Below are 23414 nucleotides of genomic sequence, written 5' to 3'. Positions count from 1 at the left end.
GCGCCTGCCGTCAGCGCAGCGGGAACCGGCCGGGGTCCACCGTGGCGAGGTCGCGCAGGAAGCCGCGTTTGCGGGGGTCGTCCCAGTCGTTCCACTCGGCGGCGTCGATCAGCGTCCACACGCCCCATTCCAGGAGCATGTAGCGCACGGCCACCGGCCACAGGGCCAGTTCGGCCTCGGTGAGCCGGACGTGCCGCCGGTACGCCGAGGAGAACGCCGACCACTCGCCGCCCGTGAAGAGCCGGGGCGGCGCGGTGGCCATCTCGTTGTGGAACAGCAGGGCGGCCAGCGCCAGGTCGAGGATGCGCGGCGCGTACTCGGCGTTGTCGGGGTCGATCAGCACGGGTGCCCCGTCGACGTAGACCAGGTTGCCGGCCTTGTAGTCCATGGACACCGCGGCCCGCGGGAGCCCGCCGTCGCGCACCGGCGGCAGCGTCTGCGCCATGAAGGACTCCAGCCACGGCTCGAAGCGGGCCATCACCTCGTCGCGCAGGTCAGGCGCGTGCTCGCCCAGCACCCGCCGCAGCCCGGTGACGTCCTCCTCGACCGAGGCGGCGTCGTGATCGGGCCAGCCGAACTCCGGCATGCCGTCGCCGGCCGGCCGGGCGGCGTGGATGCGGCCGAGGAGGTCGCCGGCCGCGGCGACGTCGTCAGGGGAGCCGGTGTACGGGCGGCCGTCGACCCACGGGTAGGCCACCCAGACCCGGTCGCCCACCTGGGCCGGGTTGTCGACGGGCAGGGGGAGCGGGGTGACCACGCCGACGTCCTCCCCGGCGAGCGCCTCCACCCATCGGGCGATCGCGGCCGCGGCCGACACGGGGCCGGTGGTCCGCTTGATCACCGCCTTGGCGCCGTTCAGCCGGACGGGGAAGACAGGGGCGTACGGATAGAAGGAGCGCTCGGGCCTGCCCTCTTCCCCGACGGCGAAGTGCTGGAAGACGTCGGCGAAGTCGGCCGCCCGGTCGTGGGTCATGTGCGCTCCTGCGGTTCTGGGCCGGCGGGGTGCCGAATCTATCCGAAAGCCGCCGGCCGCCGACACCGGTTATCGGGCGGGTGCCGGCGCCCTCCCACGCCCGGCCCGCCGGCCTTGCCGGGCCAGGCGTGGGAGGGCGCCGGGGCGGGCAACATCCAGGAGGTCTCCGAACAGAGGGGTGTGGCAGGACATGCCGTCCGTCGTGCTGATCGGCACACTCGACACCAAGGGCGAGGAGTACGCGTGGCTGCGCAACCGGCTCGTGGAGCTGGGCAGCGACGTGGTCGTGGTGGACGCCGGCGTCGGCGTCCCCAGCCAGACACTGCTCGCCGACGTCTCCAACGAGCAGGTCGCCGAGGCGGGAGGAGGCGACCTGCGGGCGCTGCGCGACGCCGGCGACCGGGGCGCCGCCGTGACCACCATGGGCCAGGGCGCGGCGGAGATCCTGGCCCGGCTGCACGCCGACGGCCGCGCCGACGCCGTGCTGGCGCTGGGCGGCAGCGGCGGCTCGTCGATCGCCGCGCGGGCCGTGCGCGACCTGCCCATCGGCCTGCCCAAGCTGATCGTGTCCACGATGGCGTCGGGAGACGTCTCGCCGTACGTCGGGGCGAAGGACGTCGCGATGATGTACAGCGTGGTCGACATCGCGGGCATCAACCGGCTCTCCCGAGCCGTCCTCGGCAACGCCGCCGCCGCGGCCGCGGGGATGGCCCGCTCGCACCAGCTCGCCAGGGCCCGGCTGACCGCGGGCGGATCCGACCGGCCGCTGGTCGGCGCGTCGATGTTCGGGGTGACCACTCCGGCCGTCGACGCCGCGCGCGAACGGCTCGCCGAGCTCGGCTACGAGGTGCTCGTCTTCCACGCGACCGGCGCGGGCGGGCGGGCGCTCGAAGGGCTCGCGGCGAGCCGGATGCTGGCCGGCGTGCTCGACCTGACCACCACCGAGCTGGCCGACGACCTCGTGGGCGGCGTCCTGTCCGCGGGGCCCGACCGGCTCACCGCGGCCGGCGCGCACGGCGTGCCGCAGGTGGTCGCGCCCGGCGCGCTCGACATGGTCAACTTCGGTCCCCGCGACAGCGTGCCCGCCGAGTTCGAGGAGCGCCTGCTGTACGTGCACAACCCCACCGTGACGCTGATGCGCACCACGGCAGGGGAGATGGCCGAGCTGGGCCGCCGGGTGGCCGCCAAGCTCCGCGACGCGAGCGGTCCCACCGTGCTGTTCGTGCCCCGCCGGGGCGTGTCCGCCCTGGACGCGCCCGGCGGCGCCTTCGCCGACCCGAAGGCCGACGAGGCCTGCTTCGAGGCCATGGCCGAAGGGCTGCGCGGCTCCGGAGTGCCCGTCGAGGAGCTCGACCTGCACGTCAACGACCCCGCCTTCGGCCGCGCCATGGCGGAGCGGCTGCACCACATGATCTCCGGAGGTGCCACGTGAACAGGCAGGACGTGCTCGACAGGCTGCGAAGCACGGTCGCGGCCGGGCAGCCGATCGTCGGCGCGGGAGCCGGCACCGGCCTGTCGGCCAAGTGCGCCGAGGCCGGCGGCGTCGACCTGATCATCATCTACAACTCGGGCCGCTACCGCATGGCCGGGCGCGGCTCGCTGGCCGGGCTGCTGCCGTACGGCGACGCCAACCAGATCGTCGTCGAGATGGCCGCCGAAGTGCTGCCGGTCGTGCGTGACACGCCGGTGCTCGCCGGCGTGTGCGGCACCGACCCGTTCCGCGTCATGCCGCTCTTCCTCGACCAGCTCAAGGCGATGGGGTTCGCCGGCGTGCAGAACTTCCCGACCGTGGGCCTGTACGACGGGACCTTCCGCCAGAACCTGGAGGAGACCGGCATGGGCTACGACCTGGAGGTGCAGATGGTGCGCCAGGCCCGCGAACGCGACCTCGTCACCGCCCCCTACGTCTTCGACGAGACCCAGGCGCGGGCCATGGCCGAGGCGGGCGCCGACGTGCTGGTGCCGCACGTGGGGCTGACCACCAAGGGCAGCATCGGCGCCGGCACCGCGCTGACCCTCGACGAGGCCGCCGAGCGCGTGCAGGCCATGCGTGACGCGGCCGTCGCCGTCCGGCCCGACGTGCTCGTGCTCTGTCACGGCGGCCCGATCGCCGAGCCGGACGACGCCGCTTACGTCCTGTCGCGGACCAAGGGCGTGGTCGGCTTCTTCGGCGCCTCGTCCGTCGAGCGGCTGCCGACCGAGCGCGCCATCACCGAGCAGGTACGGGCCTTCAAGTCCCTCACGTTCTGAAAGCGAGGAACCCGACATGCACGTCAGCCCCGACAGCGTGCCGACGATGGCCTTCGACTGGGGATCGATCAAGTGGTTCGTCACCCCGTCGGCCGTCGAGGGGGCGAGCAGCACCCTGGGCGAGGTCATCGTCAACCCGGGCCGCGGACACGCCCGCCACCACCACCCCGGCGCCGAGGAGATCATCTACGTCATCTCGGGCGAGGGCCGCCAGATGGTGGACGACGGCGAGGAGTTCACCATCAAGGAGGGCGACACGGTGCACATCCCCGCGGGCGTCTACCACTCGACGTACAACACCACCTGGCGGCCGTTGCGGCTGATCGTCACGTACACGCCCGGGGGAGAGGAGCAGGCACTGGAGGCCGCGCCGGACCTCACGCTGCACGAGCCCGGCGGCGTCGCGGAGTGGCGCCAGGCCTGACCCCGCGCGAGCCTGCAACCTTTCGCCCGGCCGGTCGCGTTGTGACGGGCGAGAGGAGATCACATTGGATGCTGATGACGGCTTCCGCGAGTTCGTGCTCACCCGGCAACAGTCGCTGATGCGGACGGCGTACCTGCTCACGGGAGACGCCCATCTCGCGGAGGACCTGTTGCAGACCGTGCTGGCCAAGGTCGTGGGCCACTGGCACAGGGTGTCCAGGGACGGCAATCCCGAGGCGTACACCCGAAGGGCGCTGGTCAACCAGTACATCTCGTGGAGGCGCAGGCCGCGTCCAGAGCTGCTGAGCTCCAGTGTGCCGGAGCACGGCGCCTCGCACGACGAGGCCGCGCTCGACCGGATCGTGCTGCGCCAGGCGCTGGCCAAGCTGACGCCCAAGCAGCGCGCGGTGATCGTGCTGCGCTTCTGGGAGGACCTCACCGAGGCGCAGACCGCTGAGGTGATGCGCTGCTCGGTCGGCAACGTCAAGAGCCAGTGCCATCACGCGCTGGCCCGCCTGCGCTCGCTGGCGCCCGAACTCGGGCACCTGCTGTGGGACCCGGAGATCGTGGAGGTGAACCGATGACCCGGTTGCGGAAGGCGCTGGACGACATCGCGGCCGAGGCGCCGATGGTGGACCTGACGCATCTCGTGGACACGGCCGTCGCGGGCCGCAGGCGCAGGCGGCGCGCCGGCTGGGGGCTGGCCGCGGTCGCGACCGCCACGGTGATGGGCACGGTGATGGGCGCGGTGTCCGCGGGGGTGGTGGTGCCGGGACAGCGGGGCGGCGAGGCGGCCACGCCGCGGCGTGCCGAACCGGTGCTCGACCTGCCCGACGGCCGCGTGGGCAAGCTCGGCAGCGCACACCTGGTTCCCTGCGAGTACGACGCCGTACGGAAGGAGTCCGACTGCAGCATGGCCGAGTGGCGGGTGGTCACCAGCGCGGGCACGACCTATCGCGTGCCCGCGGCGCTCGCTGTCACCGGGGAAGAAAGACCTGCGCCCGTGGCGGTCAGCAGGGACGGCCGCATGCTCGCCTACTACAGCCGCGAGGCGCAGGCGCACGTGGTCAGGGACCTGGTGACCGGCTCCGAGACGACCTCGCCCGTTCCGGTGGAGGAGGAGCAGATCGACATCGGCTCCATGCTGGCGGTCTCCGACGACGGCCGCCACCTGATCTTCGACCCGCGCGAGGGCAGCAAGAAGCCGGGGCTGCTGATCGACGTGCGGACCGGCAGGACGGTCTCGGTGCCCGGCCAGTACGAGGTGGTCACCATCAAGGACGGCGTCGCCGAGCTGGTCCGGTACCGCAAGACCGACCTGTGGCTGATGCCCGTCACCGGCGGAGGCAAGCCGGTGCGCTTCGACGGCGCGTACATCATGTTCAGCGAGCTCGCCCCCGATGGCCGCACGGTGACAGCCTTCCATTTCCCCGACACCAAGAAGGGCAAGCATCCCACGTCGGACCTTGTGAAGCGCACGCTCAGCCTGCTCGACACGAAGACCGGGCGGGCCCTGCGCAAGGTCGACATCCGCGGCCTGCCGAAGAGCGGCATGATCGTCGAGACCTCGGTGTGGGTGAACAGGAAGGAGGTCACGCTGGCTTTCGACGGCGTGGAGGGACAGACCATCATGTACGCGGTCGACACGACCACGGGTCAGGCCAGGCTCGTGGGCCGCCATCCCAGCGGGCGCCGGTTGGTCCTGCCCGGAGCCGCGGCCGGCTGACCCCGGCGCTCATCGCGGGCGGCGTGGCCAGATCGGGCGGTTACGCCTAGCATCGCGTGGGGAGGCGGTATGCATCGGGTGGCGGTCGTCGACGACGATTATTACGTCCGGCTCGGCGTCACCACCTTCCTCCGCGACCGCGCGGAGATCGGCGCCGTGACAGCGCTCGACCACCCCGGCGCCCTCGCGTTCGGCGACGGGTGGCGGGAGGTCGACGTAGCCCTCGTCGACGCCGCCGACGACCGGCGCGCCGACGACCAGTTCCCCGGCGTGGCCGTGGTCGAGGAGATCCGCCGGCGGTGCGGGCGGGGCCGGCCGCGCGTGGTGGTGGTGACCGGCCACGCCTACGACGAGGCGGTGCGCCGCCGGATGCGCGAGGCGGGGGCCGACTTCCTCTACGACCGCCGTGACGTGCTGGACCCGCCGGCCATGCTGGCGGCCGTGCTGCGTCCCGGCCGGGTGCCCGGGGCCGGCCCGCCACGGCAGGAGGGGCGCACCAGGGACGAGGAGCGGCTGGGGATCTCCCGCCTGACCCGCGTGAACGCGGCCGTGGCGTACGCGCTGGCCGAGGACCTGCCCGGGCGGCTGGCCGAGCGGGCCAACCCGCGGGGGAGAGCATGGGAGCGGGTCCGCGCGGAGTTCGGCCGGGTGGCCAGGATCGCCACGGTCAACGCCGACGGGCTGCCGCCCGACCGCGAGCAGGACCTGCCCTCCTTACGGCAGATCGAGCGGTTCCTGACATGGGCCACCCGGATCAAGCGGCGGCCGTGAGACCGATGGCCGCCCCGGCGGCCATCGGGGTGGCGGCCACGAGGTTCTTCGTCAACATCCGGGTCGCCAGCCGGGTCATGGCGGCCGCCACGGTGGCCGCGACGGGGCGGCTCCCGCCGGAGCAGGCCGCCGCCCTCGCGACGGCCTTCATCCTGTACGACCTGGCGCTGGCCGCGCTGCTGCGGCGGCGCCGCCTGCCGCTCGGGTTACGCCTGCCGCTTGACTGCGCCGACGTCGCCGGATGGTGCGTGCTGGTGGGCGGGCCGCTGGACCCGGCCGCGCTGCCTGCCTGCCCGCTGGCCTTCGAGACCGCGCTGCGCAACTGGCGGCGAGGGGTCCTCGTCACCCTGCTCGTGGGCGGGTCGGCCGGCGTCGCCCTGGTGGTGGCGGGTTCGCAGCCCGCCGTCGCGCCGTTCCTCTGGCCGGCCGCGGGCGTGCTCGGCGGGGTGGTCATCAGCCGCTACCTGGACCGGCAGCTCGCCCAGCGGCTGCGGGAGGCGGACGCCGAGCGGGAGGCGACCGCGAGCCGGGCTCGGCTGGCCGGGCAGGGCAGCGTCGCGTTCGGACGGGACACCGTGGTGGACGCCGCCACCCGCGTATGGCCGCTGCTGGCGGGAACGGGACCCGTGCCGCGCTCCCCGCTGGCGGCCTGGCGGCAGCGGCTGGCGGAGAGCATCGGCGACCACGCCGAGTTCCTGGACACGGCCCTGCGCAACTGGCAGGTCCTGCACAACAGCGCCGATCCCGACCTCACCCACGACGTCGAGTTCAGGGTCAGGGAGGGAGACGGCACGCTGCTGCTCGTCCCCAGCCAGGTCGAGCTGCTCGGTCACGTGCTGACGGAGTTGCGGCCGCGCGGCCGGGTCACCGTGTCGGCGCGTGGCACGGGCCCGCTGGGGCAGGAGCGCCGGCTCGTCGTCGACGGCCGGCCGGTGCGGCTGGCGGCCGACCCGGGACGCGTGGCCGGGCCGTACGATCTGGGCCCGCTCATCATCGGGCTGAGCACGCTGGGCTCGCTCGCCCATTGCCTTCCGTCGTTCGAGGCGGTGCCGTGGCCCGCGGGCGTCGCCCTCGCCTGCGCCGGGCTCCTGCTGGCCTGGCGCGCGCACCTCGCCGTACGCGCGGGGAAAGCGGCGGCGCGGCCCGGCGTCGTCGCGGCCGCCCTGCTCTTCGGCGCCGTGGACGCGATCACCAGCACGCTGCTGATGAGCAACGTGGCCAGCGGCGGCCTGATCCGCGCGCCGTTCCTCTACTTCCTGGACTTCGTCATCCCGCTCGTCGTCTTCTCCTGGCCGGACCTGCGCCGCGAGCACCGGTGGGCGGCCGTCGCCGCGTCCGCGGCCATCGTCGCGGCCGGGACGGCGCTGCTGCCCGCGCCGCCGCAGCCGCGGGACCTCGTGATCCTGGTGTGGCCGGCCATCTTCGCCGTGGGGGCGACGGGCGTGCGGACGATGTTGCGCCAGGACTCCGCCGACCTGGACGCCCTCATCGCCCGCCGCCGACGGGCCGCCGAGCGCGAGGGCCACGCGCGAGGGCGGGCCGAGGTGTTCGAGCTGGTCGAACGTGACGTACGGGCCGCGGAGGAACGCCTGCGCCGGCACCGGGGCACCATCGACCCGGTGCTGGCCGCGCACGCCGCCGAGCGCCTCGGCGACATCCGCGGCCGGCTCCGCCTGTCCGGCGCCGCGTCCGCTAGAGCGGGCGGCGGTGCTCAGGGCCGCACACCTGCTTGATCCCGTTGTCGGCCTCCATGCCCCAGCCGATGCGCGCCGCCCGGTAGTCCTGCCTGTTGGCGTCGGTGAAGTGGATCGACCTGACCCGGGTCCCGCTTCCGATCCGCACCCAGCCACTGACCGGTTCCTCATTCACCGGGATGCCCGGCCCTCGCACGACACTGCGTGCCGGGCGGAAGTCACCGTCCCCACGGATGTGGAACCGTACGACCGCCGTCGCGAGCTTCGGCGGGACGTAGAAGAAGAAGTCGCACGTCGTCCAGGTGTACCTGACCATGTAGGCGACCTGGACGCAGACATGCCTGCCGTTGGTCCACGTCCAGGCGATCCCCTTGCCTTCGGCGGAGTCCCTGAACCACTGGTCGGTGCCCGGGCACTTGTCGGTGCCAGCCTCATGGGTGGTGACCGCGGGCCTGAAGGAGAAGGTGGACGACGCCGACCCCGCCGCGGGGCTCGCCGCGACCAGGGTCCCTGTCAGTGAAAGTGCGGCCGCGACGGCCGCAGTCCTCGCTCGCACGTTACTCTCCCCGTCCTCTCGGCGTGCGTTGCGAGGCAACCGTAAGCCCGGCGGGTGCGCGTTTCCCCGTGCGGGAACGCGCACCCGGCTGCCCTATCCTGCGCGGCGGCGGGTCAGCGGCCGGAGCGGTCGAGGGGCCGGTCCGGATGACGCGTCGTCAGGTCGGCGCCCCGGGGGGCGTGGTACGGGTCGCCGGCGTGCAGCCCGGCGGTCTGGATCACGCGGCTGATGTCGCTGGGCGTGAGCAGCCCGATCAGCCGCCCGTCCGGGTCGAGCACCACGGCGCGGCCGTCGGCGCACCCGCCCATCCTGGTCAGCAGGTCGGTCAGCGCCTCGTCCGGCCGGGCGGCGGGCACCTGGCCGGGAGGGCAGGCGATGTCGCGCAGCCGCGTCACCGGCCGCGCGTCCGGCGGCACCTGCCGGACGCGGTTGAGCGTGACCAGCCCGAGGAAGCGCATGTCGTGCTCCACCAGCGGATACGTCGACAGCCGCTCGCGCATGACGACCCGGTCGACGAGCTCGGCCACGGTCTCGTCCGGGTGGGCGACGACCAGCCGGTCCGACATGACGTCCCCGACCCTGACGCCGTGCAGCGCGGAGCCGAGCTGCGCCTGCTGCTCCTCGGCGCTGGCGGCGTTGACGAGGAACAGGCCGATCAGGGCCAGCCACAGCCCCTGGAACCCGCTGCCGGTGACGATCTGCAGGAAGCCCAGAACGATGAGGACGTAGCCGAAGGCCCGGCCGGCGCGGGCGGCGGTCACCGCCGCCCTGGTGCGGTCGCCCCACCGCGACCACAGGGCGGCGCGCAGCACGCGCCCTCCGTCCAGCGGCGCGGCCGGGATCAGGTTGAACACGGCCAGGATCACGTTGACCGCGGCGAGGTAGACGAACATCCCGGCCAGCAGCGGCACCCCGTCGGCGGCGGCGGCGAGGAGCGCGATGGCCCCGAAGATCACGCCGCACACGAGGCTGGTGAGCGGGCCCACCGCCGCGATCTTCAGGTCGGCGCCCGGCGAGCGCGGCTCGCCGCGCAGCTCCGCCACCCCTCCGAGCAGCCACAACGTGATGTGCGCCACGTCGATGCCATGGCGCTTGGCCATGAGCGCGTGGGAGAGCTCGTGGGCCAGCAGCGAGGCCAGGAACAACAGGGCCGTGGCCAGCCCGGCCAGCAGGTACACCACGGGAGAGTAGCCGGGGAAGACCGCGGGGAACCGGCCGAAGGCGAGCCCGACGAGCAGGATCACCACGATGACCAGCACGCTGGCGTTGAGCCCGACCGGTATCCCCCCGATCCGGCCGAGACTGATGGATGAGCGCATCCGCCCTCCCCACGGTACGAGTGTCCGCTCCACGTACCCACAAAAGGCACGTCCACGCAGTGACGCGGGTCGGCGCAGCGTCCAGGAACAACCGTGCGAAGAAGCGGTAGGATCAGCGGTGACCACCGGACACGAGGAACGATGTCGAGCATCAAAGAGGTCGCCCGGCTCGCCGGGGTCTCCGTCGGCACCGTGAGCAACGTGCTCAACCGGCCCGAGATGGTGGCCCCCGAGACGCGGCTGCGGGTGCAGGCGGCGATCGCCAGGCTCGGCTACGTCCGCAACGGCTCCGCCCGGCAGTTACGGGCCGGTCGCAGCCGGACCCTCGGCGTCGTCGCCCTCGATCTGGCCAACCCGTTCTTCATCGACGTGCTCAGGGGCGTGGAGACCGCGGCACAGCCGCTCGACGTCAACGTCATGGTCTTCAACAGCAACAAGGACGCCGCCCGCGAGGCGGGGCTGCTGCAGACGTTCGAGGAGCAGCGACCGCTGGGCGTGCTGATCACGCCGGTCAACGACAGCGGCGAGGAGGAGCGGTTGAGCCGGCTCCTCTCCCGCGGCATCCCGGTGGTGCGCTTCGACAGCTCCGCCCCGCACAGCCACGGCTGTGCCGTCGCCGTGGACGACGTGCTCGGCGGGCGCCTGGCCGGGCTGCACCTGCGCGAGCGGGGGCATCACCGCATCGCCTTCGCCGGCGGGCCGTTCACCGTCCGCCAGGTGCGCGAGCGGCACCACGGTCTGGCGAGCGTGCTGGGCCCGGCCGACGCGCTGACCGTCATCCCGCTGCCCGACCTCACGGTGGTCACCGGGCGCACGGCCGGCGCGGAGATCGCCGGGCTCCCTCCCGACGAACGCCCCACCGCGCTCTTCTGCGCCAACGACCTGGTCGCGATCGGGGCGTTGCAGGAGATGACCCAGCGGGGCCTGCGGGTGCCGGCCGACGTGGCGATCCTCGGCTATGACGACATCGACTTCGCCGCCGCGGCTGCCGTGCCGCTGTCGTCGATCCGGCAGCCGCGCGAGCAACTCGGCCACACCGCCGCGCTGATGCTGCTGGAGGAGGCCAACCAGCCGGCCGGTCACGAACATCGCCAGGTCGTCTACCAGCCCGACCTGGTCGAACGCGCCTCCACCGCCGCTCCCTGGAGCGGCGTCAGCTCATCTGGTCGTTGAGCTCGGTGGCGCCGGGGCCGGGGAAGGGGCCGTTGAAGGGGATCGCGGTCGGAGACGGCCGCAGCGTGCCCGACCAGTCCTGGTAGGACAGCAGGATGGCCACCGCGAGCACCAGGACGACGCTGGTGGCCGCGGCCAGCGCCCACAACACGACCGCCGGAGTGCTCAGGGCGTCGAGCCCGCGGGGCGGATCGGGCTCGACGCCCTTGCCGCGCGGCCCCGCCAGCAGCTTGTCGAGCACGGGATCCTCGTGCGCCAGCCGCTCCTCGATCTCCGCGAGCGCTCGCCGCTCGTCTCTGGACATCGCCATGTCTCAGGCCGTCTCCACATGACGGGAACGGCGGCCGGTCTGGAGAGGGGGCACATGCACCTGAGGGACTCCCAACGTGGCTCTCCACATTCTTGCAGTATGCAACATTAGTGACTCCGCTGTCACCGCGGGCGGAGTTCCGGGATCCGTCCCCGCGCGCGTGGCGCGGGGGTTCCCCGTGGTCGTCGAGGCCGGCCCGCGATCAGGCGACCTGCGGATCCACGGAATCGGCAGCCGGGTCGCCCTGCGGATCCACGGCCCCGACCGTGTAGAACAGTTCTATGCCAGAGCGTCAATCCGCCCAGATGAACGGTGAGGATCAGGCCGCTGTCATCTCGGCGGTGCTGGCGGGCTCGCGGCTGCTGGTCGCGATCGCGGCGCGCTCGCTCGGCGCCGTCGCCGACCGGGTGACGTTGCCGCAGTTCCGGATGCTCGTGGTGCTCTCGGGACACGGCGAGACCAAACTCGTCACCATGGCGGAGCTGCTCGACGTCAATTCCTCCACCGCCATGCGGATGGCCGACCGGCTCGCCGCCGCGGGACTGGTGGTCCGCGAGGTCAATCCGATGAACCGGCGGGAGAGCCTGATGCGCCTGACCGATGAGGGCAGACGCATCGTGGGCCAGGTGACAGCCCGCCGCCGGGACGAGATCGCGGCGATCGTCTCGCGCATGTCGCCGGCGGAGCGCCAGGCGCTGGTCTCGGCGATGACGGCCTTCAACGAGGCGGGCGGCGAGCCGGCGGCGCCGGCCCTGGGAGCCGGCAGCCACCCGCTCGGCTGGCCCGACGCCTGAGCGGGCACGCCACGTGCCCCCCGGCCCGACGGGCCCGCAACCTGGGCGAGCGCCGGGGACGCGAGCCACCAGGTCCGGCGGTCCGTCACCTGATGGACCCCAGGTGACGGACCGCGCGATCAGGGGGGTCAGGCCGCGCTGCCGAGGAAACCCTGCTTGTCCAGCCAGTCGGCGGCGACCTTGCCCGGCTCCATGCCCTCGACGTCGACCTGCGCGTTGAGCTGCTGCATGGTCGCGTCGTCCAGCTTGGCGATCACGGGCTGGAGCACCTTCTCGATCGCCGGGTTCTTCTGGTAGGTCTCCTCCCGCAGGGTCATGGCCGCGTTGTAGATCGGGAAGAACTTCTTGTCGTCCTCCAGCACGGTGAGGTCGAGAGCGGCGATGCGGCCGTCGGTGGTGAACACCTCGCCGAAGTTGCAGGTCTCGCCCTTGTCGGTCTCGGTGTAGACGACGCCGGTGTCGAGCAGGGAGATGTTGTCCTTGGGGATGGTCATGTCGTACGCCTTGCTCAGGCCGGGCAGCCCGTCGTCACGGGTCGAGAACTCCGTCTCGATGCAGATCGTGACTTCCTTGGGGTTGGTCTTGGCCAGCTCGGCCACGTCGGAGACCGTCTTGACGCCCAGCTCCTTGGCCTTCTCGGAGCGGATGGCCAGGGCGTAGGTGTTGTTCAGCGGGGTGGGGCCGATCCAGTGGATCTTGTTCTTCTGGAGGTCGGCCTCCGCGGTGGCCTTGAACTGCTCGGCGGAGTCCTGGATCGGCTTGGTGTTCTTCAGGAACTCGATCCAGCCCGTGCCGGAGTAGTCCCAGTACATGTCGATCTCTTTGGACTCCAGGGCCTTGCGGTTGGGGACCGTACCGCCGAGGTTGGTCTTGTCGACGATCTCGGCCCCATGCGCCTTGAGCAGGTGCACGGCGATCTTGCCGAGGACGATGTTCTCGGTGAAGTCCTTGGAACCGACGATGTACTTGGTCCCCTTGAGCTCGTCGCCCGCGCTGCCGGCCTCGACGGCGTCGGAGGAACCGCAGGCGCTCAGGGTCGTGATCGAGAGTGCGGCGGCTGCGAGCAGGGTGAACGTCCGTCGAAGCGGGCGGGAGAACATTCGAAGCACCTTCTTGCTATGTGATCGGGTGATTACCGAAAGCGTGGTCACATGCCGCGTGGCTTGAGCAGGTCCTCGGCGAGCCCGCCGAGCCAGTCGATGAAGAAGGCGATGCACGCGGTGAGCACGCCTCCGACGATGGTCACGGGCATGCGGTTGAGCTTGAGGCCGTTGACGATCAGCTCGCCGAAGCCGCCGGCGGCGACGAAGGCGCCGAGCGTGGCGACGCCCACGGTCAGCACCAGCGCGGTGCGCAGGCCGGCCAGGATGGCGGGCACGGCCAGCTTGAGCTCGACCCGGCGCAGGATCTGGCCCCTGGTCATGCCCATGCCGCGGGCGGCCTCGATGAGCGCCGGGTCGACCTGCTGGACCCCGACCATGGTGTTGCGCAGGACGGGCAGCACGGCGTAGGCGACGAGGCCGACCAGCGCGGTCTGGAAGCCGACGCCCATGAGGAACGTGGCCAGGACGAGCAGGCCGATGGACGGGACCGCCTGGCCCAGGTTGCCCACGGTGAGGATGATCGGGGTGATCAGCCGGTTCCTGGACCGCGAGGCGGCGATGCCCAGCGGGATCGCGATGATCACCACGAGCGTGGTGGCGGCCACCGTCATCTGGATGTGCTCGACGGCTTTGGCCAGGATCACCGCCTGGTTGAGGCTGCGCTGCTCGATCGAGTCGAGTTCGAGCGTGCTGACCCAGGCGTACAGGGCGACCAGGACGGCGCAGAGGGCGACGGGCGTGAACAGGTGGCGCGCGCCGAACGTACGGCCGAGCTTCCGGGACCGCCCGACGGCCAGGGTCTCAGCGGTCACTGGACACCACGTCTTCCTGCGCGCCGGACCGGGTGCCCACGGCCTCGCACAGGGCGGAGTAGGTGAGCACCCCGGCCGGTGTGGCGCAGCTGTCGGCCCCATGGGCGATCATGGTGTCCAGCGCCTCGCGGAGGCTGGCGTCGGCGGACACCCGCGGCAGGCCCGGGCCGGCCGGCGAGCCCGTGGCGGGCACGTCCGACACGCGCATCAGCGCGAGCCGCTTGAGCGTGGCGTCCTGCCCGATGAAGCTCGCGACGTAGTCGTCGGCGGGGTCGGCGAGGATGGCGGCGGGCGTGTCGTACTGCGCGATGTGCGAGCCCTCGCGCAGCACGGCGATGCGGTCGCCCAGCTTGATGGCCTCCTCGAAGTCGTGCGTGACGAAGATGATCGTCTTGCGCAGCTGCTTCTGCAGTTTGACGAACTCGTTCTGCAGGTGCTCGCGCGTGATGGGGTCGGTGGCGCCGAACGGCTCGTCCATGAGCATCACGGGCGGGTCGGCGGCCAGCGCCCTGGCCACGCCCACGCGCTGCTGCTGGCCTCCGGAGAGCTGGCGGGGGTAGCGGTCGCGGAAGGCCGACGGCTCCAGGTTCACCAGCGACAGCAGCTCGTCGACGCGGGCGGAGATCCGGTCGGCCGTCCAGCCGAGCAGGTTGGGGACCAGCCCGATGTTCTGCGCGATGGTCTGGTGGGGGAACAGGCCCACCTGCTGGATGGCGTACCCGATGTGGCGGCGCAGCTGGTCGGGGTCGAGGCTCAGCACGTCCTGCCCGCCGATGCGGATCTCGCCGGACGTCGGCTCGACCAGGCGGTTGATCATCTTCATGGTGGTCGTCTTGCCGCAGCCCGAGGGGCCGACGAAGACGACCAGCTCGCCGGCCGGGATGTCGAGGGTGACGTTGTCGACCGCTGGGGCGGGCTGGCCCGGATAGTGCTTGGTCAGCGAGCGCAGCTCGATGCGCACGCCTTCGGTGTCACGGTCGAACACGAAGCCCCCTCGGGGTGGTGATGTAGCGAACGGCGAAGAAGAACAGGTCGAACAGGATGGCGATGACCACGATGCCCAGCGTTCCCGCGAGGGTGGCGTTGAGCGAGTTCACCGAGCCGAGCCTGGACAGGCCCTCGAAGATCTGCGTGCCCAGGCCAGGGCCGTCGACGACGGCGGCGATGGCGGCGATCCCGATCAGCATCTGCGTCGAGATGCGCACGCCGGTCAGGATCAGCGGCCAGGCCAGCGGAAGCTGGACCCGCAGCAGCAGCCGGGTGCGGCTCAGGCCCATCCCGCGGCCCGCCTCGACGGTGGCCGCGTCGAGGCCGCGCATCCCGGTGACGGTGTTGCGGATGATCGGCAGGAACGCGTAGGCGGTCAGCGAGACCAGCGTGGATCCCCAGCCCAGTCCGACGATGGGGATGAGGAGGGTGAGCAGCGCGAGCGACGGGACCGTCAGGATCCCGGCGGAGATCGCCACCGAGGTGCTCCGCACTTTCGGGGCGTCATAGGCGAGGAGCCCGATCCCGACGCCGGCCACGGTGGCGATCGCTATGGCGATCCCCACGACGAGGGCGTGCTCGGCTGCAGCCAGCGAGAGGGTGTCCCAGCGTGAGACCACGTACTCGCTGAAATTCATGGGGGTACCGGCTTCCTTTACGCTTGCATGGGTTCGCAAACGTATGCGATTAGTTGCGGTGAGCGCAAAACTAGGTGCAACTAGCGCAACAGTAGTGCAATGGTTCTGTTATGAACGGATAGGGATGACGGACAAGCCGATGGTGCCCTCGGCAGGTCTACGCCGGGACATGGAGATCCTCGAACTTCTCGCAGGTCACGGGGATGGCCGCGATGCCGACGGGTTCGGTGTCAGCTGGATCGCGCAGCGGCTGGGCCGGGAGAAGAGCCAGGTGTCCAGAGCGCTGCGCGCGCTCGAACTCGAAGGCATGGTCGAACGCGACCCGATCACCCGGCGCTACCGCCTCGGGTGGCGGCTGTTCGCGCTGGCCGCACGCACCCAGCACGCCAGGCTGGTCCAGGTCGCCGCCCCCTACCTGCGGGGCCTGGCCACCGCCTTCGACGAGGACGCCTACCTGTGCGTGTTGCGCGGCAACCTGGTGCTGACGCTGATGTCGGTGCCGTCGTCGCGGGTCTACCACCGGGTCTGGGAGGGCATCTCCGTGCCGCTGCTCATGGCCGCCGCGGGCCGCTCCCTGGTCGCCGACTGGGACGACCAGCGGATACGCGAGCTGCTGCGCGCCACCACCCTGCCCTCCGGGCTCGACTCGGCGGTCAGCGGCACGGAGGAGTGGCTGGCCGACCTGGCCCACGTACGGTCGTGTGGCTACGCCGTGACGGACGTCGAGCTGGAGGACAGCAAGGCCGGGGTGTCGGCGCCCGTACGCGATCACCGGGGGCTGATCACGGCGGCGCTCAGCGTGTCGGTGACCCGGACGCACACGGCGGCCCGGCTGCACGAGATCGGCGCCGCCGTCGGTGAGGCCGCGCGCCAGCTGTCCATCTCGCTGGGCCTGGTGCCGGACGGCCGCCCGGTCATGTCGCCCAGGGAGGGGTCGCTGTGACAGGGGCTGCCCGGCGTCAGTCGCTCGGGGTCGGGAAGCTCTCCGGCGTGGTGAGTCCGGTGCTCTCGAGCAGGCGCTGGTGGTTGAGCACGGCCGCGTTGCACTGCTCGGAGAACGTCCTGACCAGGGTGTTCTGCGTGCTGCCGCGGACCGTGCCGATGAGGCCGAAGATCTGGCCATGGGCCAGGCGCAGCCATTTCACGTACGTGGTGTCGTAGTCGATCCCCGTGCGCCCGGAAATGTCGGACATCCAGCTCTGCTGGTCGTCGGTGGGCCTGACGGGCAGCTCCACGTTCAGCTTGGTCGCGAGGTCGCGCGCCGCCTCGTCGAGCTCGTGGTGCTGCGACGCGATCTCGGAGCTGATCTTGCGGACCTTGGCCGTGCTCGCCTTCTGGACCGCCTCCTGGGCGATGACCATCTCCCACAGGGTGGCGAGCCGGACCTTCTTGATCAGCGAGCGGTCCGTCTCCGACAGCGGCCCCCACTTGGTGAGCCACGTGCCCGAATCGCCCTCCTGATCCGCCTTGGGGGTCTCCGCGGCGTCCCGCGTCTCCTCGGGGAACGCCGTGTCCGTCGGCAGCGGGGCGGTGGTCTGCACGGCGGCGACATCCGGCAGGCCGGCGCTCTGCGCGGGGAACGACGGGGCGCACGCGCCGAGCGGGACCATCGCGGCCAGGCCGCAGACGACGATAACCGGACGGCTGCGTCGGAGTCGCATGTGCCGTCATCCCCTCCGGGTTTCAGGGCTCGGCCCCTGCATGGGCTGCGCCGGGTCACTACGGGATACGCGGCGTCCGCGAGAAGCGTTCAGGTGGCGGGCCGAAAAGGCGCGAGGCGTTGGGCCGGAATGCGGCGACAGTCCGTTGCGCGAAGCAACGGACTGCTAGGGTGGGCTCGCACAACACGCTCCCCCCACCTGGACGGATGCCATGAACCCGATGGAACCAGGCGCCTACGGGGCTCATCCTGACTTCGACATCGGGTTCGACCGCCACGGCCGCATCGCGCTCCTGCACCTGAAGGGCCGTCTCGCCGGGGTGGCATCGCTCGTCCTCCAGCAATACCTCGTCAAGGTGCTGGTCGCCCGGATACCGCCGCTGTTCATCGTGAACGTCGAGGGCCTCACCGAGACCGACGACTCGGGGCGCGAGACGCTGCGCTCGGCCGACCGGCACGCACGGGCGTCGGGCGGACGCATGATCGTCGCGGGTGGCGGCGGGGCGCAGCGCCTCGAGCTGGGCGCCCTGGACCAGGTGGACTCCGTCGACGACGCGTTCGCCGAGCTCACCCGCTCCGGCGCCGGCGACCTGCTGTAGCGGGCGCACGGGTCTTTTCCGATTGATGGGCGAACGTGGTGCTCGTACGCCCTGGTCCAGGGGAATGTTCGGTCCGACGTGACCCGTACAGGAAGGATCGGACCGTGGCCACCATCAAACGCACCGCCAAGTCTCGCCGGAAAGGGTCCAGCCAGCCGTGGATTCACCAGGACGGCGTGGAGATCCAGGAGTTCGGCACGGTCCGCATGTTCCCGCTCGGGCTCACGTACGAAGCGCGGATGTACTCCTGCCAGCGCCTCAACCAGGTGCTCGCGGACACCCAGATCCTCTACAGCCTGTACAAGAAGCACCACTGGCTGATGCGCGGCCCGACCTTCTACCAGCTCCACCTGCTGCTCGACAAGCATGCCGCGGAGCAGCTCGAGCTCGTCGACGCGCTCGCCGAGCGGGTGCAGACCCTCGGCGGCGTGGCCGTCGGCGATCCGCGGCACGTCTCCGAGATCACCGTCATCCCGCGCCCGCCGGACGGCGCGGAGGAGGTGCCCGCGATGTTGTCGCGGCTGATCGAGGCGCACGAGGCGATCCTGGTGGCGGCGCACGACGCGGCCGCCCGCGCCGCCGAGATGGGCGACGACGGCACCAACGACCTGCTCGTCTCCGACGTCATCCGCACGGGAGAGCTGCAGACGTGGTTCCTCATCGAGCACCTCGTGGACACGCCGCTGGTCGAGGCGGCCCGTGACCGCTAGAGCGGCCGTTGGGGCGACCGGCCAGTGATGCGCCGCGTGGCGGCGTGAGGCATCCTCTCAAGGGTGACGTCCAGGAGCATCCCCCGCACCATGCTCGTCCGCCGCTTGCGCAACCTGGCGGTGCTCGAGCCGATGAACATCGTGATCTTCGGCGTGGTGGCGTTCGTGCTCCTGCCCGCGCCGCTGAACGCGGTCAACGTGACGGGGTTCGTCCTGGTGGCCGTGCACCTGCTGATCGGCGGCGGCTACTGGGCGATCAAGGTCCGGCAACTGCGCGCGCGGCTGCCGGAGCCGCCGTTCATCGGCGCCTTCGGGTGGTTGCGCCGGTTGTGCGAGGCCGGCCTGATCGCCGGGCTCGTCATCCTCGCGGTGTCCGTGGCGCGCGAGGCGCCGGGGTTCGGGTCGGCGCCGGGGTTCCTGTTCTACCTGCTGGCGGTGGCCGAGTACGTGAACTATTTCCACTGGCAGCTCAGCCACCAGTCCGCCGGGGACATCAGGCGGCTGCTGCGGACGCGGCGGTTGCACCGCTCGCATCTCCATCTCGACATGCGCGCCCATCGAGGATGAGCGTCACCGGCGGGCATACGTTCGGAAAAGTCCTGCCGTTACGGCCGTCCCGCGCCCGCGTCGCGCGCTAAGAACATGCCGGTGAGTTCATCGTTGCGTTCACGGCTGCGCGCCGACCCGTGGCGCGTGCTGCTCGTTCTGGTGGCCGCCTCCTACGGGATCGCCCAACTGCTCCTGGTCGGCCCGGGAATGGGACTGGGCTGGGACGAGGTCGTCTACGTCAGCCAGGTCGACCCGCGTGTGCCCGCGGCTGAGTTCATCGCGCCGCGCGCCCGCGGCATCACCCTGATCGTCGCCCCCCTCGTGCTGGTCACGTCGTCGACGGAGGCGTTGCGAATCTACCTGTGCGTGCTGTCGGCGCTGGCGCTGGCCGTGTCGTTCGGCACCTGGCTGCGGGTGCGCCCAGGACCGGTCGTGCCGATGGCGGCCCTGCTGTTCGCGTCCTTGTGGTCGTCGCTGTTCTACGGCAACGAGGCCATGCCGAACCTGTGGGTGGCGTTCTCGGCGGTCGCGGCGACCGGGTGGTGCGTGCGCTGCCTGCGCCAGGATGGCGGGCTCGGCCCGCTGCTGGGGCTGGCGGCGAGTGTGGCCGCGGTGGGGCTGCTGCGCCCGCCGGACAGCGTCTGGCTCGCCCTTCCGCTGGCTGTGGCGCTGCTGATCACACCGGGCCGGCGGCGGGTCAAGGCCGTGATCGCGCTCGGAACGGGCCTGGCCGCGGGCTGGGCCGACTGGATCGTGGAGGCGTACGTGCGCTTCGGCGGGCTCGCCGCACGCTGGCAGGCCGCAGGCGCGGCGAACGAGACGGGCCTGCACGTCTCCCTGTACGAGCACGCCCGGGCACTCAACGGGCCGCTGCTGTGCCGGCCGCCCGCCCACTGCGGGCCCGTCGTACTGCCCTGGCTGGTGTGGTGGAGCACGATCCCGGTCCTCGTCCTGCTCGGCCTGTACGCGGCGCGGCGCTCGGCCCTCCTGGCCGAGTGCGCGCTGCCTGCCGCCACCGGGCTGGCGCTGGCCGTGCCGTACGTCTTCCTCGTCGGTTACGCGGCGCCCCGGTTCCTGCTTCCCGCGTACGCGCTGCTGGCCCTGCCCATCGCGTACGGTGCGGTCCGGGCGCTGGAGAGGTCGCGGCGGGCCGGGTTCGGCCTCGTCGCCGCCGGTCTGCTCGCCCAGTTCACGATGCAGGGGCTCACGCTCGACAAGGTCGTGGCCCTCCGGGTGACCAAACGGCAGGCCGACGTCGAGGTGGCCGGCGCCCTGCGGGCCGCCGGTGTACACGGCCCGTGCCTGGTGTACGGCGAGCACGCGGTGATCATCGCCTACCGGCTGGGCTGCGACGGGCACACCGTGCTGGACTGGCCGCGCGGCGACGAGACGCCGTCCGCCGTGCGCGACGCCCAGGACGCGGGCAAGCGGGTGGTGGCCGTCGACAAGGGCCGGCCGGTTCCCGCGCCGTTCCTCCTGGAATGGGAGAAGGGGCGGCTGCCAGGGGCCCGGCCGGGCGCGTGGCACGCGTACTTCCCGCGCGCCGAACCGTACGGCCGGCCGGCGCCCCGATGGTCGCGCAGGGAAGAGCGGGGCTGACTCCGCTCTTCCCGGCCCGGCGCCGTCAGGCGGCTTCGTGCCGACGCTGGCAGCCGATGCAGTAGCGGGCCAGCGGCCGGATCTTGAGCCGCTCGAACGGGATGCCCGCCTCGCAGTGCGAGCAGCGCCCGTAGGTGCCCTCGGACAGTCGTTCCAGGGCCTGGCCGAGCTCGGCGATGGCACGGTCGGCGGCGGCGATGTTGACGAGCAGTTCCTGCCACGTGTCGTCGGCACCACTGCCCTCGCGCGCCGCCGCCTGCAGACCGGTCAGCTGGTTGCTGCGCCGGGACAGTTGCTCCTGGAGCTCCTGACGCAGCGTCTCGGCCTGCACGCTGCTGAGGTGGGTCGTTCCGTTGGTGTCAGTCATGCTGATGTCCTCTCTGGAGCGCGCACCGGTCGCAGATGCTCCGGTACGGCCTCCGCAGGAGCTGTTCGTAGGCGATGAAAGTCCCGCAGCACCGGCAGGTGCCGTAGATGCCCCGGTCCATGCGGTCGAGCGCGGCCTCGATCTCGGACGTGCGCGGATCGGCCGTGACGCCAGGGGTGGCATCCGCCGGCCGGGGGCGGGACAGGGCGGCCGCGAGCTGGTCCTGCAGCAGCTCACGGAGTTCTTCCAGCCGCGCCAGGTGCCGCTCGTAGTGCTGCAGGTGCGTGTGGACTGATCTGACGTCGGCCATGTCGATGTTCGGCTCCTTGCTTGCGGGAAACGGCACACCTCCGGGGTGGCCGAAGGAGCGCTCGCGAGCGGGCCCGGGCATGCGTGACCGGGCCCGGCGCCGCGCGAGCGGCAGGAGAACAGGAGCGCTAGATCAGCGGCGGGCTGCGCGACCCGGCGGTGCGGTGCGCGAGTTGCTGGGGATCGCGGATCCCGCCCGGGTCGAGCCCGGGCGCGGGCGACATCGCGAGCCGGCCGGCCTCGTGGCGGCGTTCACCGCGCAGGGGCGGCCACAACGGCAGCACCTGCCGCTCGCCGGTCGCCGTCTGCGGCGGCATGCTCGACAGTTGCGCGTCCCATGCCTCCGGTGTCCACGTCTGCGTGGCGCCGAGGCCGGGTTGGTACGCACGGCCGCCGCCGTGCCAGTTGTAGGTGGATCCGACCAGCAACAGGGACAGCAGGACCAGGCCCATCACGCTGGTGAACGCGATGGGCCCGCGTGGTGTTCTCCACGGTCCCGTCATAAGGCCGACCATAGCCCAGACAGTGGGAAAAGGCATGCGTGCCGGCTCGGCGAAACCGGCGGCCCGCCCGTGCCGCCGAGGCCGGCCCTGTCCGGCGCCTGGGTGACTCCCGTCGTGACGGGTAGAATCGGGCATTGAGGTATGAATTCCGCAGATCGCGGCACAGCCGCGGCGGCTGGAGGTGATGCCCTCTCTCCGAGAAGACCGTCACTCCACTGCGCGAGGGAAGGAACGTCATGCCTGGCAACAAAGCCGTCGTCTACGAAGGTCCAGGCAAGGTCGAGGTACACGAGACCGACTACCCCGAGTTCGAGCTCAAGGACGGTCCGGGGGTGAACCAGGCCAACGTGGGGCGCAAACTGCCGCACGCCGCGATCCTGAAGACCGTCGCGACCAACATCTGCGGCAGCGACCAGCACATGGTCCGCGGCCGCACCACGGCTCCGCCGGGCCTCGTGCTGGGCCACGAGATCACCGGCGAGGTCGTGGAGACCGGGCCGGACGTCGAGTTCATCAAGACCGGCGACCTCGTGTCCGTGCCGTTCAACATCTCCTGCGGGCGCTGCCGCAACTGCAAGGAGCGCAAGACGGGCGTCTGCGAGAACGTCAACCCCGACCGTCCCGGATCGGCGTACGGCTACGTCGACATGGGCGGCTGGGTCGGAGGACAGGCGGAGTACGCGCTGGTTCCCTACGCGGACTGGAATCTGCTCAAGTTCCCGGACAAGGACCAGGCCATGGCCAAGATCCTTGACCTGGCCATGCTCGCGGACATCTTCCCGACGGGTTTCCACGGTTGCGTGAGCGCGGGCGTGGGTCCGGGATCGACCGTCTACATCGCCGGCGCCGGCCCGGTGGGGCTGGCCGCCGCCGCGTCGGCGTTCCTGCTCGGCGCCGCCGTGGTGTTCGTCGGCGACCTGAACAAGGAGCGCCTGGACCAGGCGCGCAGCTTCGGCTGCGAGACCATTGACGTGTCCGCCGGCGAGCCCAAGGACCAGATCGAGCAGATCCTCGGCGCGCCGGAGGTCGACTGCGCCGTCGACGCCGTGGGTTTCGAGGCCCGCGGCCATGGGCGCGAGTCGGAGGAGGAGCATCCGGCCACGGTGCTCAACACGCTCATGGACGTCACGCGGGCGGGCGGTGCGCTGGGCATCCCCGGCCTGTACGTGACCGGAGACCCTGGTGCGGCCGACGAGGCCGCCAAGCACGGATCGTTGTCGATCAAGATCGGTCTCGGCTGGGCCAAGTCGCACAGCTTCGTCACCGGCCAGTGCCCGGTCATGAGGTACAACCGAGAGCTGATGATGGCGATCCTGCACGACCGGGTGCAGATCGCGAAGGCGGTCAACGCCACGCCCATCTCGCTCGACCAGGCGCCGCAGGGTTACCACGAGTTCGACGAGGGTGCCGCGCGCAAGTACGTGCTCGACCCGCACAACATGGTGTCCACGGCGGCCTAGGGCCGCCGCGGGGGGGGGGGGGGGGGGGGGGGGGCTGGGGGGGGGGGGGGGGGGGGGGTTTGTTGTAAGGTGCCTGACGGGCTCGACGCATATCTCTTCCTTTTTTTTTTTTTTCACGCAAAGAAACAA

Annotated in this window: 27 protein-coding genes; 15 read left to right on the top strand and 12 right to left on the bottom strand. The window is 71.6% G+C overall.

Annotated elements, in window-relative coordinates:
• Positions 1-10 precede the first annotated feature (10 nt).
• Positions 11-973 (bottom strand): phosphotransferase enzyme family protein, encoded by a 963-nt coding sequence (locus ACZ6SA_RS00630; protein WP_465825828.1) that lies wholly within the window; start codon positions 971-973, stop codon positions 11-13.
• Between the two features lie 190 nt (positions 974-1163).
• Here ACZ6SA_RS00630 and ACZ6SA_RS00625 point away from each other — a divergent pair, with 190 nt between their 5' ends.
• The 7 genes from ACZ6SA_RS00625 (at position 1164) to ACZ6SA_RS00595 (ending at position 7876) form a co-directional block, all read left to right on the top strand.
• Complete coding sequence (locus tag ACZ6SA_RS00625) at positions 1164-2405, top strand: Tm-1-like ATP-binding domain-containing protein (protein WP_443150635.1); 1242 nt, start codon at positions 1164-1166, stop codon at positions 2403-2405.
• On the top strand, positions 2402-3223 hold the full coding sequence (locus ACZ6SA_RS00620; protein ID WP_347642150.1) for a phosphoenolpyruvate hydrolase family protein: 822 nt from the start codon (positions 2402-2404) through the stop codon (positions 3221-3223). The genes ACZ6SA_RS00625 and ACZ6SA_RS00620 overlap by 4 nt, the downstream gene beginning before the upstream one ends.
• Positions 3224-3239: 16 nt before the next feature.
• Positions 3240-3647 carry a cupin domain-containing protein gene (locus ACZ6SA_RS00615; protein WP_465825827.1) on the top strand — a complete coding sequence of 136 codons (408 nt, stop codon included), beginning with the start codon at positions 3240-3242 and terminating at the stop codon, positions 3645-3647.
• Between the two features lie 64 nt (positions 3648-3711).
• Positions 3712-4230 carry a SigE family RNA polymerase sigma factor gene (locus tag ACZ6SA_RS00610; RefSeq protein WP_465825826.1) on the top strand — a complete coding sequence of 173 codons (519 nt, stop codon included), beginning with the start codon at positions 3712-3714 and terminating at the stop codon, positions 4228-4230.
• Positions 4227-5372 (top strand): hypothetical protein, encoded by a 1146-nt coding sequence (locus ACZ6SA_RS00605; protein ID WP_465825824.1) that lies wholly within the window; start codon positions 4227-4229, stop codon positions 5370-5372. Before ACZ6SA_RS00610 ends, ACZ6SA_RS00605 begins: the two co-directional genes overlap by 4 nt.
• 69 nt (positions 5373-5441) lie before the next feature.
• Positions 5442-6143 (top strand): hypothetical protein, encoded by a 702-nt coding sequence (locus ACZ6SA_RS00600; RefSeq protein WP_465825823.1) that lies wholly within the window; start codon positions 5442-5444, stop codon positions 6141-6143.
• Positions 6140-7876 (top strand): hypothetical protein, encoded by a 1737-nt coding sequence (locus ACZ6SA_RS00595; protein ID WP_465825822.1) that lies wholly within the window; start codon positions 6140-6142, stop codon positions 7874-7876. Before ACZ6SA_RS00600 ends, ACZ6SA_RS00595 begins: the two co-directional genes overlap by 4 nt.
• Here the strand turns inward: ACZ6SA_RS00595 and ACZ6SA_RS00590 are convergent.
• Both ACZ6SA_RS00590 and ACZ6SA_RS00585 read right to left on the bottom strand, forming a co-directional pair.
• Positions 7836-8393 (bottom strand): hypothetical protein, encoded by a 558-nt coding sequence (locus ACZ6SA_RS00590; RefSeq protein ID WP_465825821.1) that lies wholly within the window; start codon positions 8391-8393, stop codon positions 7836-7838. The genes ACZ6SA_RS00595 and ACZ6SA_RS00590 overlap by 41 nt on opposite strands.
• A 113-nt stretch (positions 8394-8506) precedes the next feature.
• Positions 8507-9712 (bottom strand): site-2 protease family protein, encoded by a 1206-nt coding sequence (locus tag ACZ6SA_RS00585; RefSeq protein WP_465825819.1) that lies wholly within the window; start codon positions 9710-9712, stop codon positions 8507-8509.
• A 141-nt stretch (positions 9713-9853) separates the two neighbouring features.
• Between ACZ6SA_RS00585 and ACZ6SA_RS00580 the strand changes: the two genes are divergently transcribed.
• Complete coding sequence (locus tag ACZ6SA_RS00580; RefSeq protein ID WP_465825818.1) at positions 9854-10885, top strand: LacI family DNA-binding transcriptional regulator; 1032 nt, start codon at positions 9854-9856, stop codon at positions 10883-10885.
• On the opposite strand, the gene ACZ6SA_RS00575 is transcribed toward ACZ6SA_RS00580, so the two are convergent.
• Positions 10866-11195 carry a DUF3040 domain-containing protein gene (locus ACZ6SA_RS00575; RefSeq protein ID WP_347622585.1) on the bottom strand — a complete coding sequence of 110 codons (330 nt, stop codon included), beginning with the start codon at positions 11193-11195 and terminating at the stop codon, positions 10866-10868. The genes ACZ6SA_RS00580 and ACZ6SA_RS00575 overlap by 20 nt on opposite strands.
• A gap of 281 nt (positions 11196-11476) precedes the next feature.
• Here ACZ6SA_RS00575 and ACZ6SA_RS00570 point away from each other — a divergent pair, with 281 nt between their 5' ends.
• Entirely contained in the window at positions 11477-11989 is a 513-nt protein-coding gene (locus ACZ6SA_RS00570; RefSeq protein ID WP_347642160.1) for a MarR family winged helix-turn-helix transcriptional regulator, read from the top strand.
• A 128-nt stretch (positions 11990-12117) separates the two neighbouring features.
• Here ACZ6SA_RS00570 and ACZ6SA_RS00565 read toward each other — a convergent pair whose 3' ends face one another.
• The 4 genes from ACZ6SA_RS00565 to ACZ6SA_RS00550 are packed head-to-tail and all read right to left on the bottom strand — an operon-like array spanning position 12118 to position 15529.
• On the bottom strand, positions 12118-13089 hold the full coding sequence (locus tag ACZ6SA_RS00565; protein ID WP_347642161.1) for a glycine betaine ABC transporter substrate-binding protein: 972 nt from the start codon (positions 13087-13089) through the stop codon (positions 12118-12120).
• 47 nt (positions 13090-13136) lie between these two features.
• Positions 13137-13904 (bottom strand): ABC transporter permease, encoded by a 768-nt coding sequence (locus tag ACZ6SA_RS00560; RefSeq protein ID WP_347642162.1) that lies wholly within the window; start codon positions 13902-13904, stop codon positions 13137-13139.
• The gene (locus tag ACZ6SA_RS00555) at positions 13894-14889 is read right to left on the bottom strand and encodes an ABC transporter ATP-binding protein (RefSeq protein ID WP_443150641.1); all 996 of its coding nucleotides are present in this window, start codon (positions 14887-14889) and stop codon (positions 13894-13896) included. Before ACZ6SA_RS00555 ends, ACZ6SA_RS00560 begins: the two co-directional genes overlap by 11 nt.
• Entirely contained in the window at positions 14876-15529 is a 654-nt protein-coding gene (locus ACZ6SA_RS00550) for an ABC transporter permease (RefSeq protein WP_347642163.1), read from the bottom strand. The genes ACZ6SA_RS00555 and ACZ6SA_RS00550 overlap by 14 nt, the downstream gene beginning before the upstream one ends.
• 124 nt (positions 15530-15653) lie before the next feature.
• On the opposite strand from ACZ6SA_RS00550, the gene ACZ6SA_RS00545 reads away from it, so the two are divergent.
• Positions 15654-16472 (top strand): IclR family transcriptional regulator, encoded by an 819-nt coding sequence (locus ACZ6SA_RS00545; protein ID WP_347642164.1) that lies wholly within the window; start codon positions 15654-15656, stop codon positions 16470-16472.
• A gap of 16 nt (positions 16473-16488) precedes the next feature.
• Here the strand turns inward: ACZ6SA_RS00545 and ACZ6SA_RS00540 are convergent, their stop codons facing one another.
• Positions 16489-17190, bottom strand: a complete 702-nt coding sequence (locus tag ACZ6SA_RS00540) for a DUF4142 domain-containing protein (RefSeq protein WP_465825815.1) — start codon at positions 17188-17190, stop codon at positions 16489-16491.
• Positions 17191-17410: 220 nt separating this feature from the next.
• Here ACZ6SA_RS00540 and ACZ6SA_RS00535 point away from each other — a divergent pair, with 220 nt between their 5' ends.
• From ACZ6SA_RS00535 to ACZ6SA_RS00520, 4 genes are all read left to right on the top strand, one after another.
• Positions 17411-17788, top strand: coding sequence for an STAS domain-containing protein (locus ACZ6SA_RS00535; protein WP_347642166.1), 378 nt, complete (start codon positions 17411-17413; stop codon positions 17786-17788).
• A gap of 104 nt (positions 17789-17892) precedes the next feature.
• Positions 17893-18498, top strand: coding sequence for a Dps family protein (locus ACZ6SA_RS00530; protein WP_347642167.1), 606 nt, complete (start codon positions 17893-17895; stop codon positions 18496-18498).
• A 63-nt stretch (positions 18499-18561) separates the two neighbouring features.
• Positions 18562-19065, top strand: a complete 504-nt coding sequence (locus ACZ6SA_RS00525; RefSeq protein WP_465825814.1) for a hypothetical protein — start codon at positions 18562-18564, stop codon at positions 19063-19065.
• Between the two features lie 81 nt (positions 19066-19146).
• On the top strand, positions 19147-20646 hold the full coding sequence (locus tag ACZ6SA_RS00520) for a hypothetical protein (protein WP_465825812.1): 1500 nt from the start codon (positions 19147-19149) through the stop codon (positions 20644-20646).
• A 25-nt stretch (positions 20647-20671) separates the two neighbouring features.
• On the opposite strand, the gene ACZ6SA_RS00515 is transcribed toward ACZ6SA_RS00520, so the two are convergent.
• The 3 genes from ACZ6SA_RS00515 to ACZ6SA_RS00505 all read right to left on the bottom strand — a co-directional run bounded on the left by ACZ6SA_RS00515 (position 20672) and on the right by ACZ6SA_RS00505 (position 21825).
• Positions 20672-21013: a TraR/DksA family transcriptional regulator gene (locus ACZ6SA_RS00515; protein WP_347642170.1), complete on the bottom strand. Its 342-nt coding sequence runs from the start codon at positions 21011-21013 to the stop codon at positions 20672-20674.
• Positions 21006-21359 carry a TraR/DksA family transcriptional regulator gene (locus tag ACZ6SA_RS00510; RefSeq protein ID WP_443150645.1) on the bottom strand — a complete coding sequence of 118 codons (354 nt, stop codon included), beginning with the start codon at positions 21357-21359 and terminating at the stop codon, positions 21006-21008. Before ACZ6SA_RS00510 ends, ACZ6SA_RS00515 begins: the two co-directional genes overlap by 8 nt.
• 91 nt (positions 21360-21450) lie before the next feature.
• Positions 21451-21825, bottom strand: a complete 375-nt coding sequence (locus ACZ6SA_RS00505) for a hypothetical protein (RefSeq protein ID WP_465825809.1) — start codon at positions 21823-21825, stop codon at positions 21451-21453.
• 236 nt (positions 21826-22061) lie between these two features.
• On the opposite strand from ACZ6SA_RS00505, the gene fdhA reads away from it, so the two are divergent.
• A complete protein-coding gene (gene fdhA, locus ACZ6SA_RS00500) occupies positions 22062-23285 on the top strand; it encodes a formaldehyde dehydrogenase, glutathione-independent (protein WP_465825808.1) in 1224 nt (407 codons plus the stop codon).
• Positions 23286-23414: the final 129 nt, after the last annotated feature.

The organism is Nonomuraea sp. NPDC049378 (assembly GCF_055586745.1).
Note: the sequence above shows the minus strand (reverse complement) of the source record. Positions and strands in the feature narration are given on the sequence as shown.